The 18520-nt window shown below is 67.1% G+C and carries 15 protein-coding genes; 7 read left to right on the top strand and 8 right to left on the bottom strand.

What is annotated here, in order from left to right:
• Nucleotides 1–7: 7 nt before the first annotated feature.
• Complete coding sequence (locus tag IE92_RS0103995) at nt 8–1018, top strand: LacI family DNA-binding transcriptional regulator (RefSeq protein WP_030143582.1); 1011 nt, start codon at nt 8–10, stop codon at nt 1016–1018.
• A 140-nt stretch (nt 1019–1158) separates the two neighbouring features.
• On the opposite strand, the gene sepH is transcribed toward IE92_RS0103995, so the two are convergent.
• Nucleotides 1159–2364 carry a septation protein SepH gene (gene sepH / locus IE92_RS0103990; protein ID WP_030143581.1) on the bottom strand — a complete coding sequence of 402 codons (1206 nt, stop codon included), beginning with the start codon at nt 2362–2364 and terminating at the stop codon, nt 1159–1161.
• 201 nt (nt 2365–2565) lie between these two features.
• Here sepH and IE92_RS0103985 point away from each other — a divergent pair, with 201 nt between their 5' ends.
• Nucleotides 2566–2859 carry a DUF4193 domain-containing protein gene (locus IE92_RS0103985; RefSeq protein ID WP_030143580.1) on the top strand — a complete coding sequence of 98 codons (294 nt, stop codon included), beginning with the start codon at nt 2566–2568 and terminating at the stop codon, nt 2857–2859.
• A 182-nt stretch (nt 2860–3041) separates the two neighbouring features.
• Here IE92_RS0103985 and IE92_RS0103975 read toward each other — a convergent pair whose 3' ends face one another.
• Nucleotides 3042–3500 (bottom strand): DUF3093 domain-containing protein, encoded by a 459-nt coding sequence (locus tag IE92_RS0103975; protein ID WP_030143579.1) that lies wholly within the window; start codon nt 3498–3500, stop codon nt 3042–3044.
• A 37-nt stretch (nt 3501–3537) separates the two neighbouring features.
• Here IE92_RS0103975 and dut point away from each other — a divergent pair, with 37 nt between their 5' ends.
• The 5 genes from dut to dxs all read left to right on the top strand — a co-directional run bounded on the left by dut (nt 3538) and on the right by dxs (nt 10559).
• Nucleotides 3538–3996, top strand: coding sequence for a dUTP diphosphatase (gene dut, locus IE92_RS0103970; RefSeq protein WP_030143578.1), 459 nt, complete (start codon nt 3538–3540; stop codon nt 3994–3996).
• Nucleotides 3993–4667 (top strand): DUF3710 domain-containing protein, encoded by a 675-nt coding sequence (locus IE92_RS0103965; protein WP_081864075.1) that lies wholly within the window; start codon nt 3993–3995, stop codon nt 4665–4667. Before dut ends, IE92_RS0103965 begins: the two co-directional genes overlap by 4 nt.
• Nucleotides 4668–4670: 3 nt before the next feature.
• Nucleotides 4671–5414 (top strand): DUF3159 domain-containing protein, encoded by a 744-nt coding sequence (locus IE92_RS0103960; protein WP_030143576.1) that lies wholly within the window; start codon nt 4671–4673, stop codon nt 5412–5414.
• Nucleotides 5415–5677: 263 nt separating this feature from the next.
• Nucleotides 5678–8428, top strand: coding sequence for an aconitate hydratase AcnA (acnA, locus tag IE92_RS0103955; protein ID WP_030143575.1), 2751 nt, complete (start codon nt 5678–5680; stop codon nt 8426–8428).
• A gap of 175 nt (nt 8429–8603) precedes the next feature.
• The gene (gene dxs, locus IE92_RS0103950; protein WP_051701874.1) at nt 8604–10559 is read left to right on the top strand and encodes a 1-deoxy-D-xylulose-5-phosphate synthase; all 1956 of its coding nucleotides are present in this window, start codon (nt 8604–8606) and stop codon (nt 10557–10559) included.
• Nucleotides 10560–10613: 54 nt separating this feature from the next.
• Here dxs and IE92_RS0103945 read toward each other — a convergent pair whose 3' ends face one another.
• The 6 genes from IE92_RS0103945 to IE92_RS0103920 all read right to left on the bottom strand — a co-directional run bounded on the left by IE92_RS0103945 (nt 10614) and on the right by IE92_RS0103920 (nt 18318).
• On the bottom strand, nt 10614–11171 hold the full coding sequence (locus IE92_RS0103945) for an NUDIX domain-containing protein (protein WP_030143573.1): 558 nt from the start codon (nt 11169–11171) through the stop codon (nt 10614–10616).
• 28 nt (nt 11172–11199) lie between these two features.
• Nucleotides 11200–12516, bottom strand: a complete 1317-nt coding sequence (locus IE92_RS0103940; RefSeq protein WP_030143572.1) for an LLM class flavin-dependent oxidoreductase — start codon at nt 12514–12516, stop codon at nt 11200–11202.
• On the bottom strand, nt 12509–13564 hold the full coding sequence (locus IE92_RS17135) for an LLM class flavin-dependent oxidoreductase (protein WP_051701876.1): 1056 nt from the start codon (nt 13562–13564) through the stop codon (nt 12509–12511). The genes IE92_RS0103940 and IE92_RS17135 overlap by 8 nt, the downstream gene beginning before the upstream one ends.
• A gap of 165 nt (nt 13565–13729) precedes the next feature.
• Nucleotides 13730–15862: a 3-hydroxyacyl-CoA dehydrogenase NAD-binding domain-containing protein gene (locus IE92_RS0103930; protein ID WP_030143570.1), complete on the bottom strand. Its 2133-nt coding sequence runs from the start codon at nt 15860–15862 to the stop codon at nt 13730–13732.
• A 3-nt stretch (nt 15863–15865) separates the two neighbouring features.
• Nucleotides 15866–17062, bottom strand: coding sequence for a thiolase family protein (locus IE92_RS0103925; protein WP_030143569.1), 1197 nt, complete (start codon nt 17060–17062; stop codon nt 15866–15868).
• A 74-nt stretch (nt 17063–17136) separates the two neighbouring features.
• Nucleotides 17137–18318: an HRDC domain-containing protein gene (locus tag IE92_RS0103920; protein WP_030143568.1), complete on the bottom strand. Its 1182-nt coding sequence runs from the start codon at nt 18316–18318 to the stop codon at nt 17137–17139.
• Nucleotides 18319–18520: the final 202 nt, after the last annotated feature.

Genomic DNA, 18520 nt, shown 5'->3' with positions numbered 1-18520 from the left:
GCGCCGAGTGGGCCCCGCACAACCCCCGGTCACACTCGAGGCGGTCGCCGCGCTGTCTGGCGTTTCCCGCTCCACCGTCTCCCGCGTCGTGAACGGTGCCCAGGCGGTGAGTCCGGCGGCCCGCGAGGCCGTGGAGCGCGCGATCGCCGAGCTCTCCTATGTGCCGAACCAGGCTGCCCGCAGCCTGGTTCGGCGCCAGACCAAGGCCATCGCGCTGGTGGTTCCCGAGGACACCAGCCGTTTTTTTGGTGATCCCTTCTTTGCCACCGTGGTTTCCGGGGTGCACCGCCGGCTCAGCCAGTCCGACTACGTGCTCAACATCTTTATCGCCACCGATGACGACGGCGATAAAACCACCGCCTACCTGCGCGGGGGCAACGTGGATGGGGCGATCGTGATCTCCCACCACGCGCGGGACCGCTTCGTGGACCGCATCGCCGACGCCCTTCCCGTGGTGTTTGGTGGGCGCCCCAACCGGATGCGCGGCACCGTGGGGGACTATTTTGTGGACATCGATAACGCCGAGGGCGCGCGCATGGCGACGCGGTACCTGATCGAGCGTGGGTCGCGGCGTATTGCCACGATCACCGGTCCGCAAGACATGCCCGCGGGCCGAGACCGCCTCACCGGATTCCAGGACGCCCTGCGCGCCGCGAACCTGCCCGACACGCTGGTGGAACTCGGCGACTTCTCCGAGCACAGCGGCGAGCTGGCGATGGAACGACTCCTGCGGCGCGGCGGAATCGACGGGCTCTTTGTCGCCAGCGATCTGATGGCTCGCGGGGCCCTACGCACGCTGACCGCCGCGGGCATCATGGTGCCCGAGGATCTGCCCCTGGTGGGATTCGATGACTCCTCGGTGGCCACCGAGGTGAGCCCGGCTCTCACCACCGTGCGTCAGCCCTCGGGGCTGCAGGGCGAGCTGATTGCCCAGCGTCTGCTGGAGATCCTGGCGGGGGAGTCTCCCGAGGTCGAAACCATCGTGTCGGCCGAGCTGGTGATTCGCGAATCGGCCTAGCCGAAGGACACGCACCAGCGCGCACTCACCACGGCGACCAATTCCACGCCACCCGGGTTACGGTGCACACAACCGCGGTGGTCCCAACCACAAACGGGCGGCCACGTTTTCACGTGGCCGCCCGTTTGTGGTGTGGGTACCTAGTCTTCTTCGGTGCGTGCGCCGAAGACGATCTCATCCCAGGAGGGCATCGCCTTGCGGCCGCGACGGTTGCGGATCGCGCCGGTCGAGTTATCCACCTGCGAGGTGGGCGAGGCCGGTTCGTGTTCGGTGTTCGGGGCCGCCGCCGGTGCCAGCGGGGCGTCGGCGGGCTGCTCCGCCGACTGAACCGGGACCTCGCCGGTCAGGGTTTCGAAGTTCTCCAGCGGCACATCCACAGGGCGCAGTCCAAAGCCGGTGTCGGCATCCGCGGCGGGCTCCACCTGACGCTGGTCGTGTTCCAGACGCGACTCGCGCTCGGCCCGGTTCTCGCGCTCACCGCGGCGCTTGCGCAGCGCCTGCAGCAGGTCGGCCGTGTGCTGGTTGCCCTCGTCACCACGATCCTCGGCACGGTTGATCGCGGCGTCGGCGGCGGCATTGGGTCCGCGGCGGTGCGACTCTACCGCGTGGGCGGGCTCGACCCGGCGCTGGCCCATCAGGCTGGCGACGGACTCGGCTGCACCCTCGGTGGGGGCCGCAGGGGTGATCGGGGCGATGACTCCGGTTTCGAAGGCATCGGTGCTGAACCGGGCCTCGCTGGGATCCACGGTGGGTTCCACGGCCCGCAGGCGGGGGATCAGGGGGGCGGCAATCTCGCCCTGCTTGGACAGGGTCACGGCCTCGCTGTTGTGCGGGCTCAGGACGTGGCGCTTGGGATCGAAGGTCCAGCGGGCGTCGTGCTCAACCCGGGCGGCGGTGAAGGACAGCTTCACGATCCAGCCCTCCTCCTCGTCCTTCCAGCTGGTCCAGCGCTCACCCTCGGCCTCGAGGGATTCCAGGCGGGCGCGGATGGCCGAACCGAAGTTGGCCTCACCCTCCTCGGTTCCCGGCACCGAGGCGGCGACCACGGGCACGCTGAGGGCCGCGGCCACCATGTGTTCACGCTCGGCCAGGATCGGGCCCTCGAAGCGGCGCACGTAGTCGGCGTCGGCGCCGGTCAGCTCGGCGATCTCCTCGGCCGAGAGCCCGGCCCGGATGTGCGCCTGAACCTCGCGCGGCCTAATCTTCGGGGTCGCCGCGAGCGGCGACTTCATCCGACGAAGCTGCGACTGCAGCACCTCATCGATTTCCAGTTTGAAGCGGTCCCCATTTTCCGCAGCAGCGATGAGGGCCCCATCCTCGATGCCAACAACCTTCAATTCCTGCATGTGCCCTGCCTCTTTCGGCGTCATAAATCCTGTGAACAATGGTGCCATGAATGCCGGGTGAATCGCGTAATCGCGCGGGCGCGGCGTGTGTTCCCGACAAAACGCTGGGAAAAAACGTCGCTCGGTTTGCTATTGAGCGCGGATTGTTGCAAACTATGGCCGCCGATTCAGATCGGTAAAGGCGAAGAGAAGTGGAAAAACATGGCAACGGATTACGACGCACCTCGCAAAAGCGACGACGATTCCGAATCGATCGAAGCGCTTAAGGAGCGCGTGCCGGACAAACTCTCGGGTGCCGTTGGTGACGAGGATGCGGACAACCCCGGTGGCTTTGAGCTGCCCGGTGCCGACCTCTCGGACCTCGACCTCGACGTGGTCGTTCTGCCCCCGCAGGCAGACGAATTCACCTGTGTGAGCTGCTTCCTGGTGAAGTTCCGCTCCCAGATCGACCACGAGACCAAGCTCGGCCCGGTTTGTGTGGAGTGCGCCGCCTAGGCTCTGGCAACACAGTGTCAAAAGGCCCTCACGATGAAAATCGTGAGGGCCTTTTGTGTGCCCGGCACCGCGACCCGGGTACGGGTGGGCACGCGGTCCGCAACCGGACGGGATGACGCGAGGAGGGCGGGTCGATCGTCGGTTTCGCGACGGGCGAACACCCGCCGTGTCGGGGGCGAACCCTAGTGGGATTCGAGCTGTTCCCGACGGGCCGCCTCGATGGCACCCGCGAGCTCGCCGGCGCGACGGGTGGAGATCAGCCAGTACGGGGTCGGGTCCTGTTCATCGATGACCGGAACCTTGACCGCCTGCTGCGCCCAGGCGTTGAGCAGGAGGTACGCACGGGCGTGCAGGTTCACGCCACGCTCGGCACGCGCGGCCTCACCGGTGAATGCCTCGGGGGTGCCCAGCTCGGTGACCGGGATCCGGGCGCGGCCGGCGCGCAGGATCCCATCGGTGATCGAGACCGTGGGGGCCATCGTCAAAAACAGGACCACCGAGCCCAGATACAGCACCGCGGCCACCACGTATCCCACGGTGAGGGAGATCGGGAAGAACACCAGAATGCTCGCGGGGATCACCAGGGCGGTGGCCACAAACACCATGGCGGAGGGGAAAAGTCGTTCGTGATACTGGGTCATGTCTCAATCATTCATCGATGTGCATTACCCTCGATCTGTGACCGAAAGTGTTGATATCCCTATTATCGCCCGAGAAGCCCCGCGCTATGCGCAAGCGGGCGATGCGGGTGCCGACCTGATGGCCGCCGAGGCGGTCACCCTCGCCCCGGGCCAGCGTGCCCTGGTGGGGACCGGTGTCTCGATCGCGCTGCCCGATGGGCATGCTGCGTTTGTGGTCCCGCGCAGCGGCCTGGCCGCCAAGCACGGGATCACCGTGGTGAACTCCCCGGGCACTATCGATGCCGGCTATCGCGGCGAGATCAAGGTCATCCTGCTGAACACCGATTCCTCGACCCCGTATGAGATTGCGGTGGGGGATCGGATCGCGCAGATCATCATCATGCCGGTCACCCAGGCACGCTTCATTCCGGTAGATGTGTTACCTGAAAGCGAACGCGGTGAGACAGGATTCGGTTCGACCGGGTATGGTCGTCCTCAGACAGGAGCACAGGCATGATTAGGAAAAAGAACAGCACCGCCCCCGCCACCGACGCGGTGGACGTTGTGGAGGCAGAGGACACCGCCGCCGAAAGCGTCGCCGAGCCCATCGACGCCAAGTCGGCCCCGGCCGACCGCGTGGAGGGTGGCCCCTATGACGAGAGCGAGGCGAACCCGGTTCGCCCCTATATCGACCTGGGCGGCGTCAAGATCCTCCCGCGTGAGGGACTGAACCTCCGACTCGAGGTGGAGGAATCCACCCAGCGCATCATCGCCGTGGGCCTCGACTATGCCGGTTCGACCCTGCAGGTGCAGGCCTTTGCCGCACCGCGCAGCTCGGGCCTCTGGCACGAAACCCGCGAGCAGATCACCGTGGGTATCAACGGCCAGGGTGGCAAGGTGCGCGAGGTTGAGACCGTGCTCGGTCCGGAACTGTTTGCCACCCTGCCCGGTGAGGTCACCACCGAGAACCCCGGCGGCGCTCGCGCGGCCCGGTTTATCGGCGTGGATGGCCCCCGCTGGTTCCTGCGCGGCGTGATCGCTGGCGCGGGTGCCGAGGAGGGCAACACCGAGGCCATTGAGGCCATCGATGACCTGTTCCGGAGCGTCGTGGTTGTCCGCGGCAACACCCCGATGCCTCCGCGCGACCTGCTCGCGCTGAAGATGCCGGTGGCCCCGGGAACCGAGTAGGGCATGACCACACCCGACTCGACCACCCCGCCGGAACCCGCGGACGGCGAGGAGATCTCTCCCAAGCTGAGCGAGACGCTGGCCCAGGTAGCCGCGCGCTCCTCGCTGGGCGCGCTGGCTTCCGGCGGCAGCAACACCGGTACCGCCCTGCTGGGTGCGATCGGTGGCGTCCGCGGCATCATCGAGGCCGTCGTTCCGGGTCTGCTCTTTGTCATCGTGTTCACGCTGACCCAGAGCCTGCCCTGGGCCGCGGGTCTGGCGGTGGGGATCGCCGTGGTGGCAACCCTGGCGCGACTCATCGGTAAGTCCTCGGTCACCGCCGCAATCGGTGGCCTGGTGGGTGTGGTGGCCTCGGCCGTCCTGGCCCTCACCACCGGCCGCGCCGAGGATAACTTCGTGCTCGGGTTCTACGTGAACTCCGGATACGCACTGGGCCTGCTGATCTCGATCGCCGTCCGCTGGCCGCTGATCGGCGTGCTGGCCGGATACCTGATGGGCGACGGGGTGGCCTGGCGTCACGACCGCTTTAAGCGGCGCGTGTTCACCTGGCTGACCCTGGCCTGGGTGGGCATGTTTGTGGCCCGGCTCGCGGTCCAGCTGCCCTTCTACTTCTCCGGAAACGTGGCCGCACTGGGCCTGACCCGGATCGCGATGGGCCTGCCGCTCTATGCGCCGGTCCTGGTGCTGACCTGGCTGATCGTCCGCTCGGTGTATCGCCGCGGCGACACGGCGGATAAACGTTCCTAGAACACTCGTGAACACCTCTGCGACCCCCACCCGGAAACGGGCGGGGGTCGCGGTCGTTTACCCACACGCCACGCACGGATGTGAGCGACACCGCGTCGGAATACTGATAGAATTATCTCGACATCAAGATAAATAAGGACAGCCTTAGTCGCGACGTAGCGAACATGCGAACCAAGGCACCGAGTTCCCCGCTGTTGCGGCAGGGGAGGAGGGTCCTTGAACGCAGGTGCGGGCGCGCCTGTCTAGCCAGAGGAGAACGCGTAGTGTCTACCGTCAATAGCTTTGGTGCGAAGCAGAATCTGACCGTCGGGGGAACCGACTACCAGATTTTCCGCCTCGACACCGTCCCGGGTCATGAGAAGCTCCCGTTTGGTCTGAAGGTCCTCCTGGAGAACCTGCTGCGCACCGAAGATGGTGCCAACGTCACCAAGGCCCAGATCGAAGCCCTCGGTTCGTGGAACCCCACCGAGGAGCCCAACACCGAGATTCAGTTCAGCCCGGCCCGCGTGGTCATGCAGGACTTCACCGGTGTTCCCTGCATCGTGGACCTCGCCACCATGCGCGAGGCCGTCTCCGCCCTCGGCGGCGACCCCACCAAGATCAACCCGCTGGCACCGGCCGAGATGGTCATCGACCACTCCGTCATTGCCGACCTCTTCGGTCAGTCCGACGCCTTCGAGCGCAACGTGGAGATCGAGTACGAGCGCAACGGTGAGCGCTACCAGTTCCTGCGCTGGGGCCAGACCGCATTCAACGACTTCAAGGTGGTGCCCCCGGGCACCGGAATCGTGCACCAGGTCAACATCGAGCACCTGGCCCGCGTCACCATGACCCGCGAGGTCGGCGGCGCCCTCCAGGCCTACCCGGACTCCTGTGTCGGTACCGACTCGCACACCACCATGGTGAACGGCCTGGGTGTGCTGGGCTGGGGCGTTGGTGGCATCGAGGCCGAGGCCGCGATGCTCGGCCAGCCCGTGTCGATGCTGATCCCCAAGGTGGTCGGCTTCAAGCTCAACGGCGCGATCCCCGCCGGTGTGACCGCCACCGACGTGGTGCTCACCATCACCGAGATGCTGCGCAAGCAGGGTGTCGTGGGTAAGTTCGTGGAGTTCTACGGCCCCTCGGTGGCCCAGGTTCCGCTGGCGAACCGCGCGACCATCGGTAACATGAGCCCCGAGTTTGGTTCGACCGCCGCGGTCTTCCCGATCGATGACGTGACCCTCGACTACCTGCGCCTCACCGGCCGCAGCGAGGAGCAGGTTGCCCTGGTCGAGGCCTACTCGAAGATCCAGGGTCTGTGGCACAACGCCGACCACGAGCCCGTGTACTCCGAGTACATGGAGCTCGACCTGGCCACCGTGGTGCCCTCGATCGCCGGTCCGAAGCGTCCCCAGGACCGCATCGAGCTCTCGGCCGCCAAGTCGCAGTTCGAGAACGACCTGCCCGTTTACGCCTCCGCTTCTGCTGTGGATACCGACGAGCTGCTCGCTACCGCGCTGACCAGCCCGGCCCCGGCCGCGGCCTCCAAGCCGACCACCGTGACCCTCGCCGATGGTGAGTCCTTCACGATCGACCACGGCGCCGTCGCGATTGCCGCGATCACCTCGTGCACCAACACCTCGAACCCCTCGGTCATGATGGCCGCCGGGCTCCTGGCCCGCAACGCCAGCAAGCTGGGCCTCAAGGCCAAGCCGTGGGTCAAGACCACCCTGGCCCCGGGCTCGAAGGTTGTCACCGACTACTACGACAAGGCCGGTCTGACCGAGTCCCTCGAGGACCTCGGCTTCTACCTAGTCGGCTACGGCTGCACCACCTGCATCGGTAACTCCGGTCCGCTGCTCGAGGAGATCTCGGCCGGCGTCAACCAGAACGACCTCGCGGTCACCGCCGTGCTCTCGGGTAACCGTAACTTCGAGGGTCGCATCAACCCCGACGTGAAGATGAACTACCTGGCCTCCCCGCCGCTGGTCATCGCCTACGCCCTGGCCGGTTCGATGAGCTTCGACTTCGAAAACGACTCCCTGGGCGACGACCTCAACGGCAACCCGGTGTTCCTCAAGGACATCTGGCCCGCCGCCGAGGAGGTCCAGAAGGTCATCGACGAGTCGATCGACACCGCGATGTTCGACAAGCAGTACTCGAGCGTCTTCGAGGGTGACGAGCGCTGGCGTTCGCTGCCCACCCCGGATGGCGCAACCTTTGAGTGGGACGATGAGTCCACCTACGTGCGTCGCCCCCCGTACTTCGAGGGCATGACCATGGAGACCACCCCGGTGTCCGACATCGTGGGCGCTCGCGTGCTGGCCAAGCTGGGCGACTCGGTCACCACCGACCACATCAGCCCCGCCGGTGCCATCAAGGCCGACACCCCGGCCGGTCGCTACCTGACCGAGCACGGCGTCTCGCGTGGAAACTTCAACTCCTACGGTTCGCGTCGTGGAAACCACGAGGTCATGATTCGCGGTACCTTCGCGAACATCCGCCTGCGCAACCAGCTCCTGAACGACGTCGAGGGTGGCTACACCCGCGACTTCACCCAGGAGGGTGGCCCGCAGTCCTTCATCTACGACGCCTCGCAGAACTACCAGGCCGCCGGCACCCCGCTGGTGATCTTCGGTGGTAAGGAGTACGGTTCGGGATCCAGCCGCGACTGGGCCGCCAAGGGCACCTCGCTGCTCGGCGTAAAGGCCGTCATCACCGAGAGCTTCGAGCGGATCCACCGTTCGAACCTGATCGGTATGGGTGTGGTTCCGCTGCAGTTCCCGGCCGGCGAGACCGCCGAGTCGCTGGGCCTCGACGGTACCGAGATCGTCTCGATCGCCGGTATCGAGGAGCTCAACAACGGCACCACCCCGAAGACCGTCCGCGTCACCGCCGTGCCGAGTGAGTTCTCCGCTCCGGGCAAGGCCGTGGTCGAGTTCGACGCCGTGGTGCGGATCGACACCCCCGGCGAGGCCGACTACTACCGCAACGGTGGCATCCTGCAGTACGTGCTGCGCAGCCTCGTTGGCTAGCCGATAACCCCGAGAGTCCGGCCCCGGAAGGAAACTTCCGGGGCCGGCTTTGGTTTTCCGGGCGCGCGGCTCACACCCAATATGTGCCCGAATCACCTAAACTATCCCTGTGCCTCGGACGCTGTCCGATCCACGAGTCCGCGCCCCCGCGCAGGCAGACAGCGAAGGAGTACCCATGTCGATTCTTGAGAAGATTTCATCCCCCCGTGACCTGGATGGTCTGACCGAGTCGCAGCTCAAGGTCCTCGCCCTGGAAATCCGCGAGTTCCTGATCAACAAGGTCGCGCTCACCGGGGGTCACCTGGGGCCGAACCTCGGGGTGGTCGAGCTGACCCTGGCGATTCACCGGGTCTTTGACTCTCCGAACGATCCCATCGTGTTTGATACCGGACACCAGTCCTACGTACACAAGCTACTGACCGGCCGTCAGGACTTTAGCCACCTGCGCGAGCGTGGGGGATTGGCCGGATACCCGCAGCGCAGCGAGTCCGACCACGACATCGTGGAATCCTCGCACGCCTCCAGCTCGCTGAGCTGGGCCGACGGGATCTCCCGCGGTTTTGCGATGACCGGACAGTCCGATCGCGCGGTCGTCGCGGTGGTCGGCGACGGCTCGCTGACCGGCGGCATGACCTGGGAAGCCCTGAATAACATGACCGACGACAACGCGCGTCGCATGGTCATCGTGGTCAACGATAACGGCCGCTCCTACGCGCCGACCATCGGCGGCATGGCGCGCTACCTCAACGACGTCCGCACTCGGAAGTCCTACCGTTCGCTGCGACGCAGCAGCGAGCAGTTTTTCGCCAAGCTGGGTGCTCCCGGCCGCGCCCTCTACCGCGGTGTCCGCGGCGGCACCCACGGGTTCCTCTCCCGCGCCAGCAACAACGAGGCCCTCTACTCAAACCTCGACATTAAGTACATCGGCCCGATCGACGGACACGACCTCCACGCGATGGAGGAGGCGCTGACCCAGGCCAAGAACTATGGTGCCCCGGTCATCGTGCACGCGATCACCGAGAAAGGCCGCGGTTATCAGCCCGCCCGCGACGACCAGGACGATCAGTTCCACGCGGTGGGCAAGATCGATCCGGCCACCGGGCGCGCGCTGAGCACCAGCTCGCAGCAGAGCTGGACCGGCGTGTTCAGCGATGCGCTGCTGGCCGAGGGAACCCGCAATAAGAAGGTGGTGGCGATCACCGCCGCGATGCTGCGTCCCACCGGACTGCACGCCTTTGCCGAGCGCTTCCCGACCCGGGTGCACGATGTGGGCATCGCCGAGCAGCACGCGGTGACCTCCGCGGCCGGCCTCGCGTATGCGGGCCTGCACCCGGTGGTGGCGATGTACGCGACCTTCGTCAACCGTGCCTTTGATCAGATCCTGATGGATGTGGCCCTGCACAAGGCCGGCGTCACGTTTGTGCTTGACCGCGCCGGAGTGACCGGCCCCGACGGCCCCTCGCACCACGGCATGTGGGATCTCTCGATCCTGCAGGTTGTCCCGGGCATCCGCATCGCCGCCCCGCGTGACGCGATTCGTGTGCGTGAGGAGCTGGCCGAAGCCATCGCCGTGGATGATGCACCGACCGTGATCCGCTTCCCCAAGGGGTCGGCCCCCGAAGAGATCGCCGCACTGCGCCGCACCGACGGCGGGGTCGACGTGCTAGCCGAGGGCGAGCGCGAGGACGTGTTGATCGTCGCCGTGGGCCCGATGGCGACCATCGCGCTGGATGTGGCCGAGCGTCTGCGTGCGCAGGGCATCGGGGCCACCGTGGTGGACCCGCGCTGGGTCGTCCCGGTGAACGAAGACGTGGTGGAGCTGGCACGTCGCCACCGCCTGGTAATCACGCTTGAAGACGGCGTGCGCGTGGGCGGCATCGGTACCCGCATCCGTCAGCGCCTGCGTGAGGCCGGAGTAGACACCGCGGTGGACGAGCTGGGCCTGCCCGACCTGTTCATCGATCACGCCTCGCGCGAGCAGATCCTCACCGACGCCGGCCTCACCGGCCAGCAGATCGCCCGCGACGTGGTCGCCCAGGTGCTCGGCAGCCGCATCCCCGTCGCCCGCCCGGACGGCGAGGACCCGCACCCGGCCACGAGCCCCGGCTTCGGAGCGGTCACCGGCAAATAGCCTTCCCTTAGTACGGGCCCGGCTTCCCAGGAGGCAGTCCGGGCCCGTACGCAGTTAATTTGAGCAATCCGCGGCCGCCAACATGCCCATCGCGGCAATAGACGGCGCATCGGTAATACGCCCGGCCGCAACGCCTCGCCAGAATTCGGGTATCGAGACCCACAGAATTCCCGAGATCGATTCCTCGGTTTCGGGATGCGCGGTGCCGACCGACTCCACCCGCGTGTGAAACACGTGACAGCGAGACGCGGTGAACCCGGCGGATTCATGCAGGGTTCCCAGTGCGCTCAAAGTTTCGCTGAGAAGTCCCGTTTCCTCGAACAGTTCTCGCCGGGCGACTTCAGCGGGGTCACTCGGGAGTTCTCCCACGGGCAGCGATCCCTGCGGAAACTCCAGGGTCCATGACCCCAGCGGATACCGGAACTGGCGCACGAGGCATACGCGGTCCTCCCGTAGAGGAATGACCAGCGAGAAATCCGATTTCACGATAACGCCATAGGGGCCCGCGACCCCCGAGGGAAAACGAACCTGGTCCTCAAAAACGCTCATCCAGTCGTTCGCATAAACGCGCGTACGGCTGAGTTGCTGCGGGGTGTGCTCGTCATCGATCATGCTCATGAGCATAGACGGCACCGGGTGCTTAGCGCGTGTCAATATTCCGGGTAAGGAGGGGCGGGCGGGGGAGATCGAGGACGTCTCGGAGCGTTCGGCCCTCCGGGTATTCGGTCCGGAATACACCGCGTTCCTGAAGCTCTGGGACCACCCGGTCCACAAAGTCGTCGAGGCCGTGCGGTTGCAGGTGCGGAACCAGAACGTATCCGTCGATACGCCCCGAGGCAACGTCCGCGGCGATACGCTCGGCCACGGCGGTGGGGGTACCCACCAGGGTGAAGGAGCTAATCGCCCGGGTGATGACCTCGCGCAGGCTGAGGCCCTCCGCTTCGGCCTGTCCCCGCCAGGCCGCGGCGATCTTGCGCCGCTCGCCCAGATGCGGTGCCTGTCCGCGACGAAGCTCATCTTCGGCGGGTTCGGCGGTGGGGAGCGGGCCGTCCGGATCAACACCGGTTAGGTCGAGGCCCCAGATGCGTTCGGCGGTCCCGATTGCCGTTTGCGGGCTCACCTGGGCACGGGCAATCTCCCGAGCATTTTCCTCCGCTTCGGCCTGAGTGTCTCCCAGTGCAAACGTTGCCGAGGGAAGGATGCGCAGATCCTCGCGACCGCGGCCGAATCGCGCCAGCCGCGCCGTCAGATCCGTGGCTAGCGCCGCCGCCGGGCCAGGCTCGGAGTGGGGCGAAAAGACCACCTCGGCGTATTCGGCGGCGAACTCTCGCCCGTCGGCCGAATCGCCGGCCTGGACGATAACGGGCGCGCCCTGCGGCCCGGGCACGACACCGGGCACCCGATCCAAGCGCACGTGAGCCCCGCCAAACGCAAACTCTGCACCGGGCCGAGCCCGCCAGAGCGCGGAGGCCGCACGGAGTACCTCGGAGGCGCGGTCATAGCGGTCGTCGCGGTCAAGATAGCCGCCACGACGGAAGTTTGCCCCAAAGAACTCCTCGGAGCTGGTGACCACGTTCCACCCGGCCCGGCCCGCCGACAGATGATCCAGCGTGGCGAACTGGCGGGCCAGATCGGCGGGGTCATTGAAGGTGGAGTTGACGGTCGCGACCAGCCCGATGCGTTCGGTCACCGTGGACAGGGCGGCAAGCAGCGGCAGCGCGGCGGGTCGGCCCACCACGTCGAGGTCGTGAATTTCGCCCTTATGCTCGCGCAATCGCAGGCCCTCGGCCAGGAACACGTAGTCGAAGAGGCCACGCTCGGCGGTGCGGGCGAGGTGGGCAAACGAGTCGAACTCGATCTGGCTCCCCGAGGCCGGATCCGACCAGACGGTTGAGTGGTTGACGCCGGGGAAGTATCCCACCAGGTGTACCTGACGCGGCGTGTGGGCGTTACTCATCGCGGCCACCCACCTTCGCCAGACGAGCCTCGGAAAACGGGTTGCGGGCGGGCTCCACCCCCAGGAGGGCGCGCAGACGCGGCGCGGTGCCTCCGACGGAGGCGGGGAGACCCTGCGCCCAGAGCTCGGTCGGGAGGTGGGTGTCCACCTCCTCGGGTCCGCGGGGCAGCGTGGCATGCCGCAGCAGGACCCCCGCCACCCCGAGCCGATGCCACGCCACCGCGCGCTCAGCGAAGGCGGCCGATGCCTCCGCTCCGGCAGGTGGTGCAACCTCGATCAGGACGCGCGCGGCACCGGCCGTTCGCAGCGCGCGGAGGGTCTGGTCCGGGTTGTTGCCCGTCGTGGCGTCCAGGATGATGGTGTCCGCATACTCGAGGGCGAAGGTCCGCTCGGCCCGCCCCGAGCGGCTCGCCGCCTCCGCCTCGGACAGGGCGGGAACCCGGACCAGCAGGGGTGGGGATCCCTGCGGAGATCGCGGGACATACGAGGGCCCGTGGATCGAGAAGCGCGAACCTCGATAGCGAATCGGGTGGACGCGGTCCCGGTCGATATACCGTCCGGTATCCAAGTCTCGGATCTCGGCATCCTCCTCCCAGCTCTCAAAGAGGAGTCGGGCCGCCGCAATCGTCTCGCCGGCATCGGCCAGGTCTTCGAGAACCCCGCCGGCACCCGCGGGTCCCGGGCGCACCAGCCACCCCGCCCGGCCGCGCGAGAGGTGGTCGAGGGTCTGTACCGCCGCGGCCAGGTGGAATGGTTCAAGCACCCCGGTCACGATCTCGGGGACCAGCGCGATCCGCCCGGTCCCCGGAGCCAGCGCGGAGGCCAGCAGTACCGGATCCAGGCCGGGCCCGATGCTCGTCGAGGATCCGGCCAGGACAAGCTGGTCGAAGCCACCCGCCTCGGCCGCGTGCACCAGCCCCTCCCAGTACGCGCGATCGTAGCGCAGCGCGGGCGGCGTGTCGGCGGGCAGGACTCCGCCGGGATCAAGCACGAGCCCCACGGTAAACGGAGCCGGGCCGGCGGGCAGGGATTCGGTGAGTGCGGTCATGGGGTAACGCTAGGCCCGATTCGGCCGCAAAAACGCAGGGTGAACGCGGATGACAGCACAAAACCAAAGATGACGAGGTTCCCTGGACGCGGGGGAAAAAACCGGCTACTCGGAAAACACAACCGCCCCGGACCATGGGATCCGGGGCGGAGTGAGTGGTGGCGGCTACAGCCCGCGAATCTGCGGGTCGTGGAAGCTCGCACCAAAGGTGCGCTCGCTCGCCCCGACACGGTCCAGATACGGGGTGATCCCGCCATCGATGAAGGGCCAACCGGCCCCCAGGATCAGGCACAGGTCGATGTCCTCGGCGGCGTGCACCACGTCGTCCTCGAGCATCAGGTGGATTTCGGTGGCCAGGCCATCCTGCACCCGGCGCAGGATCTCCGCCTCGGACACGGGGCTCTTTCCGCCCGAGACGAGCTTCAGCGCCCCCTTATCGAATCCCTTGACCTTGCCCTTGGCGTCCCGCTCCAGCAGCGTGCCGTAGTCGGCCAGCTTGTGCAGGTTCTCCGAGCGGTAGAAGCGCTCGGGGAACGCGTTGTGATGGGTGTCCAGCACGTGCGCACCCACCTTGAGACCCACGAGGTCGAGCAGGGCCGAGGGAGCCATCGGCAGGCCCAGCGGTGCCAGCGCGGCGTCCACCGTACCGAAACTCGTGCCGGCATCCACCGCACGCATCGCCTCGCCCAGCAGGACCGCCAGCACGCGGTTGACCACGAAGCCCGGGGTATCGCGGGTGATCACCGCGTTCTTGCGCAGGTTCTTGGCCACGACCATCGCGGTGGACAGGGTCTCATCGTTGGTGGCGGGTGCCTTGACCACCTCGATCAGCGGCATCACCGCGACCGGGTTGAAGAAGTGGAAGCCGACCAGGCGCTCGGGATGAGCGAGCTTGGCCCCGATCTTCTCGACCGAGAGCGAGGAGGTGTTGGTGGCCAGGATGGTGTCCTCGCGCACAATCTTCTCGAAGTCGGCAAACACGTTCTGCTTGATCTCCAGCTCCTCGAACACCGCCTCGATGACCCAGTCGCAGTCGGAAAACTCGGCTCGATCGGTGGTCCCGTGGATCAGCGCGGCGAGACGGTTGGCCTCGTCGCTAGAGATGCGGCCCTTCTCGGCCAGCGCCCGGATCTCGTCGCGAATATGCGACACGCCCTTGTCCACCCGCGCCTGGTCCAGATCGGTGATGACCACCGGCACCTGCAGGCGACGCACAAACAGCAGCGCGAACTGGCTGGCCATCAGGCCCGCCCCGATCACACCCACCTTGGTGATCTTCTTGGCGAGGGCCTTATCCGGAGCCCCCGCGGGTCGCTTGGCGCGCTTTTGCACCAGGTTGAAGGCGTAGATCGAGGCGCGGAACTGGTCCCCGGAGATCAGCGTGGTGAGTGCCTCGTCCTCGAGCGCGAAGCCCTCCTCGCGCGAGACGGACTTGGCGGCCTTGATCAGGTCCAGCGCCAGATACGGGGCAACCGGCTCGGTGCCGATCTTCGACTCCAGGGTCTTGCGGGCGATACCGAGGGCGATGTCCCACTTGGCCAGGCGCTCGAGCTTGCCCGGCAAATTCGGACGCGCCACCCTGGTGGTGCCCTCGATGACCCCGGAGGCCCAGGCGAGCGAGGATTCCAGGAACGTTGCCGATCCGAAGCTCGCATCGGCGATCCCGAGTTCCAGGACCTGCGCCGGACGCAGCATCCGGTTCATCTTGAGCGGGTTCTCGATGATGACCTTGAGGGCGTTTTCGATGCCGATCAGGTTGGGCAGCAACCAGGAGCCGCCCCAGCCGGGGATGAGGCCCAGGAAGACCTCGGGCAGGCCGATCCCGGCCGCCGAAGCATCTACCGTGCGGTAGTCGCTGTTCAGGGCGATCTCCAGGCCACCGCCCAGGGCGAGGCCATTGATGAAGGTGAACGTGGGCACCCCGAGGGTGTGCAGCTTGCCAAACACGTGGTGGCCCAGGCGGGGGAGCAGGCGCGCGACCTCGATGCTGTCGAGGTCTCCCACCTTGGAGAGATCTGCACCGGCGGCCAGGATGAACGGCTTACCGGTGATGGCCACACCGGCAATCTCCCCGGCGGAGGCGCGCAGACTCAGCGCGTCCAGGACCTCGCCGAGTTCGATCAGCGTGGCCGGCCCAAACGTGTTCGGGCGGGTGTGGTCCCGGCCGTTGTCCAGGGTGATCAGCGCCAGGGTCTTACCCGAGGCCAGGCGAACATCCTGCACAAAACTGTGGGTGACCACCTCGTCGGCCGAGGCCTCGACGAGCGGGGAAAAGTCGATGGTGGAGTAGTCGGTCATAATCTACTTCTTTCCGTTCCAGTTCGGGTTCTCCCAGATGACGGTGCCGCCCTGGCCGAGTCCCACACACATCGCGGTGAGCCCGTAACGCACGCCGGGGTTCTCGGCGAACTGCGCGGCGAGCTGGATCATCAGGCGCACACCCGAGGCCGCCAGCGGGTGGCCGAGGGCGATGGCGCCGCCCCAGGCGTTGACCCGCGGATCGTCATCGCCGATGCCGTAGTGGTCCAGGAAGCTCAGCACCTGCACCGCGAAGGCCTCGTTGAGCTCAAACAGGCCGATGTCCTCGATCTTCAGGCCAGCCTTGGCCAGCGCCTTCTCGGTAGAGGGAATCGGGCCCAGGCCCATCAGCTCGGGCTCGACGCCCGCATAGGCGAAGGAGACCATCCGCATCTTCGGGGTCAGCTTGAGGTCGTGGACCGCCTGGCTTCCGGCGAGCAGGCTCACCGTGGCCCCGTCGGTCAGCGGCGAGGAGTTACCGGCGGTGACGCGGCCATGCGGACGGAAGGGCGTGCGCAGCGTGGCCAGGCCCTCCATCGTGGTCTCCGGACGCATGCCCTGGTCGGTGTCGGCCAGGCCCCAGCCCGCCTCGCTGCGCAGCGCGATCGGGATCAGATCCGGCCGGATCTTCCCGTTGCGGTAGGCCGCCTCGACCTTCTGCTGACTGCGCAGGCCGAAGTGGTCGGCGCGCTCCTTGGTCAGCTGCGGGAAGCGATCGTGCAGGTTCTCGGCGGTAATGCCCATGTTCAGGGCGTCCGGGCTGACGATCTTCTCCGCCAAAAAGCGCGGGTTCGGGTCGGCGTTGAAGCCCATCGGGTGACGCCCCATGTGCTCCACGCCCCCGGCGATGGCCAGGTCGTAGGCCCCGAAGGCCACCCCGGCACCGAGGGCGGTGACCGCGGTCATCGCCCCCGCACACATGCGGTCAATCGCGTAGCCGGGCACCGTGGTGGGCAGACCCGCCAACAGCGCGGCGGTGCGGCCCAGGGTCAGGCCCTGGTCGCCCTGCTGGGTGGTGGCGGCAATCGCGACGTCGTCAATGCGTTCCCCGGGAACACCGGGGTTTCGTTCAAGTAGGCCGATCATGGCCTTCACCACGAGATCATCGGCGCGGGTGTTCCAGTACATGCCCTTTTCACCGGCACGTCCGAACGGGGTTCGCGTTCCATCGACGAAATAGACGTCGTTTTTCTTGGCCACACTGCCTCCTAGAGGAATCGATTGATTCGATCCTAGGGATGACCGCGGGCGCTCAGCTACCCCTTTGATGCTTCCTACGAAACCGCGCCGTCGTCATCCAAAACAATTTGGGGGGCTTCTACAAACGCATCCGCGATTAGCTGTGAGGTTTCCTCAACCTGCCAGGGGCGCGCCCCGAGCTCGGCGAGGGCCGCTCCGACCGCCTCGGCGGTCAGCTCGGTCGGCGGCTGCCAGGCCACCCGACGCAGCAATTCCGGAGTCAGCAGGTTCTCCACCGGCATCAGAATCTCTTCGGCATGCGCCTGCACCCGCGGACGGGTCACCCGCAGGCGGTGGTGTGCCTCGGGGTTCTTTTCGGCCCAGGCACGGATCGGCGGCAGGGTATCGGTGTGAATGCGCAGCGGCGGCAGCTCGGTCTCGTGCTGCCCGCGCTCGATGGCCTCCCACCAGGTGTTCAGCTCGGTACGGCTGGCGCGGCCGGTGAAGGCGCGCATACCGGCGAGCTGGGCGCGGGTCTTGGGGTTGGCCTTGACCGCGGCCTGCAGCGCGGCATCGGGGACCAGGCGTCCCGGGGCCACGTCCCGACGTCGTGCCAGGGTGTCGCGGGCGACCCACAGTTCGCGGGCCACCGCCAGGATCTGCCGGTTGCGCGCGCTCGGGGCACCCGAGAGCTTGCGCCACGGGTCGACCTTGGGCGCGGGAGCCGGCTTGGCCAGTTCGGCCTCAAACTCCTGCCGAGCGATCTCGGTTTTATCGGCCGCGATCAGCAGCTTCTCGACCTCGTCACGCAGATCCACCAGGAGCTCCACGTCCAGGGCCGCATACTCCAGCCAGGACTGGGGGAGCGGACGGGTGGACCAGTCGGCGGCCGAGTGCTCCTTAGCCAGGTGGATGCCCAGCAGGGACTCCACCACGGCACCCAGACCCACCCGCGGCATGCCCAGCAGTCGGGCGGCCAGCTCGGTGTCAAAAATCTCGCGCGGATCCAGGCCCACCTCGCGCAGGCACGGAAGGTCCTGGCTCGCGGCGTGCAGCACCCACTCGGCGTCGCCGATCACGGCCTGAAGCTCGTGCATCGATCCCAGCGCGATCGGGTCGTAGAGGAACATGCCCGATCCCCGGCGGAAGACCTGGATCAGGTAGGCCCGCTGCGAGTAGCGGTAGCCCGAGGCGCGCTCGGCGTCAACGGCCACCGGTCCGTGACCGGCCGCCAGGAGTTCCAGGGAGGCGGCATAGGCGCGCGGGGTGTCGATCACCTTGCGTGTGGCACCCGCGGGGGCACCCTCGCTCTGGGCCAGCGCCTGGGTGGCCGCCGCGGTGGCGCTCACCGAGACCACCGGTGCCTGCGCGGCAGCGCCGGCCGGTGCCGACGCGCGTCGGGACCGGGTACGTGTGCGCGACGCCGAACCGGAGGAGGCCTGTTCGACCTCGACGGCGTCGGCGGAAACGGGCTCGCTC

It is taken from the genome of Mycetocola saprophilus (assembly GCF_000718085.1).
GTDB lineage: Bacteria > Actinomycetota > Actinomycetes > Actinomycetales > Microbacteriaceae > Mycetocola > Mycetocola saprophilus.
The sequence above is the reverse complement of the archived record's forward strand: the minus strand, read 5'-3'. Positions and strand labels throughout refer to the sequence as shown.

Bases quoted from the DNA above. Each gene is read 5' to 3' on its own strand.
- IE92_RS0103965 (WP_081864075.1), top strand. From the start codon at position 3,993: ATGATTAGGAAAAAGAACAGCACCGCCCCCGCCACCGACGCGGTGGAC.
- IE92_RS17135 (WP_051701876.1), bottom strand. From the start codon at position 13,564: ATGACCGCACTCACCGAATCCCTGCCCGCCGGCCCGGCTCCGTTTACC.
- IE92_RS0103940 (WP_030143572.1), bottom strand. From the start codon at position 12,516: ATGAGTAACGCCCACACGCCGCGTCAGGTACACCTGGTGGGATACTTC.
- IE92_RS0103975 (WP_030143579.1), bottom strand. From the start codon at position 3,500: ATGACCCAGTATCACGAACGACTTTTCCCCTCCGCCATGGTGTTTGTG.
- IE92_RS0103960 (WP_030143576.1), top strand. From the start codon at position 4,671: ATGACCACACCCGACTCGACCACCCCGCCGGAACCCGCGGACGGCGAG.
- IE92_RS0103985 (WP_030143580.1), top strand. From the start codon at position 2,566: ATGGCAACGGATTACGACGCACCTCGCAAAAGCGACGACGATTCCGAA.
- dxs (WP_051701874.1), top strand. From the start codon at position 8,604: ATGTCGATTCTTGAGAAGATTTCATCCCCCCGTGACCTGGATGGTCTG.
- IE92_RS0103930 (WP_030143570.1), bottom strand. From the start codon at position 15,862: ATGACCGACTACTCCACCATCGACTTTTCCCCGCTCGTCGAGGCCTCG.
- sepH (WP_030143581.1), bottom strand. From the start codon at position 2,364: ATGCAGGAATTGAAGGTTGTTGGCATCGAGGATGGGGCCCTCATCGCT.
- IE92_RS0103945 (WP_030143573.1), bottom strand. From the start codon at position 11,171: ATGATCGATGACGAGCACACCCCGCAGCAACTCAGCCGTACGCGCGTT.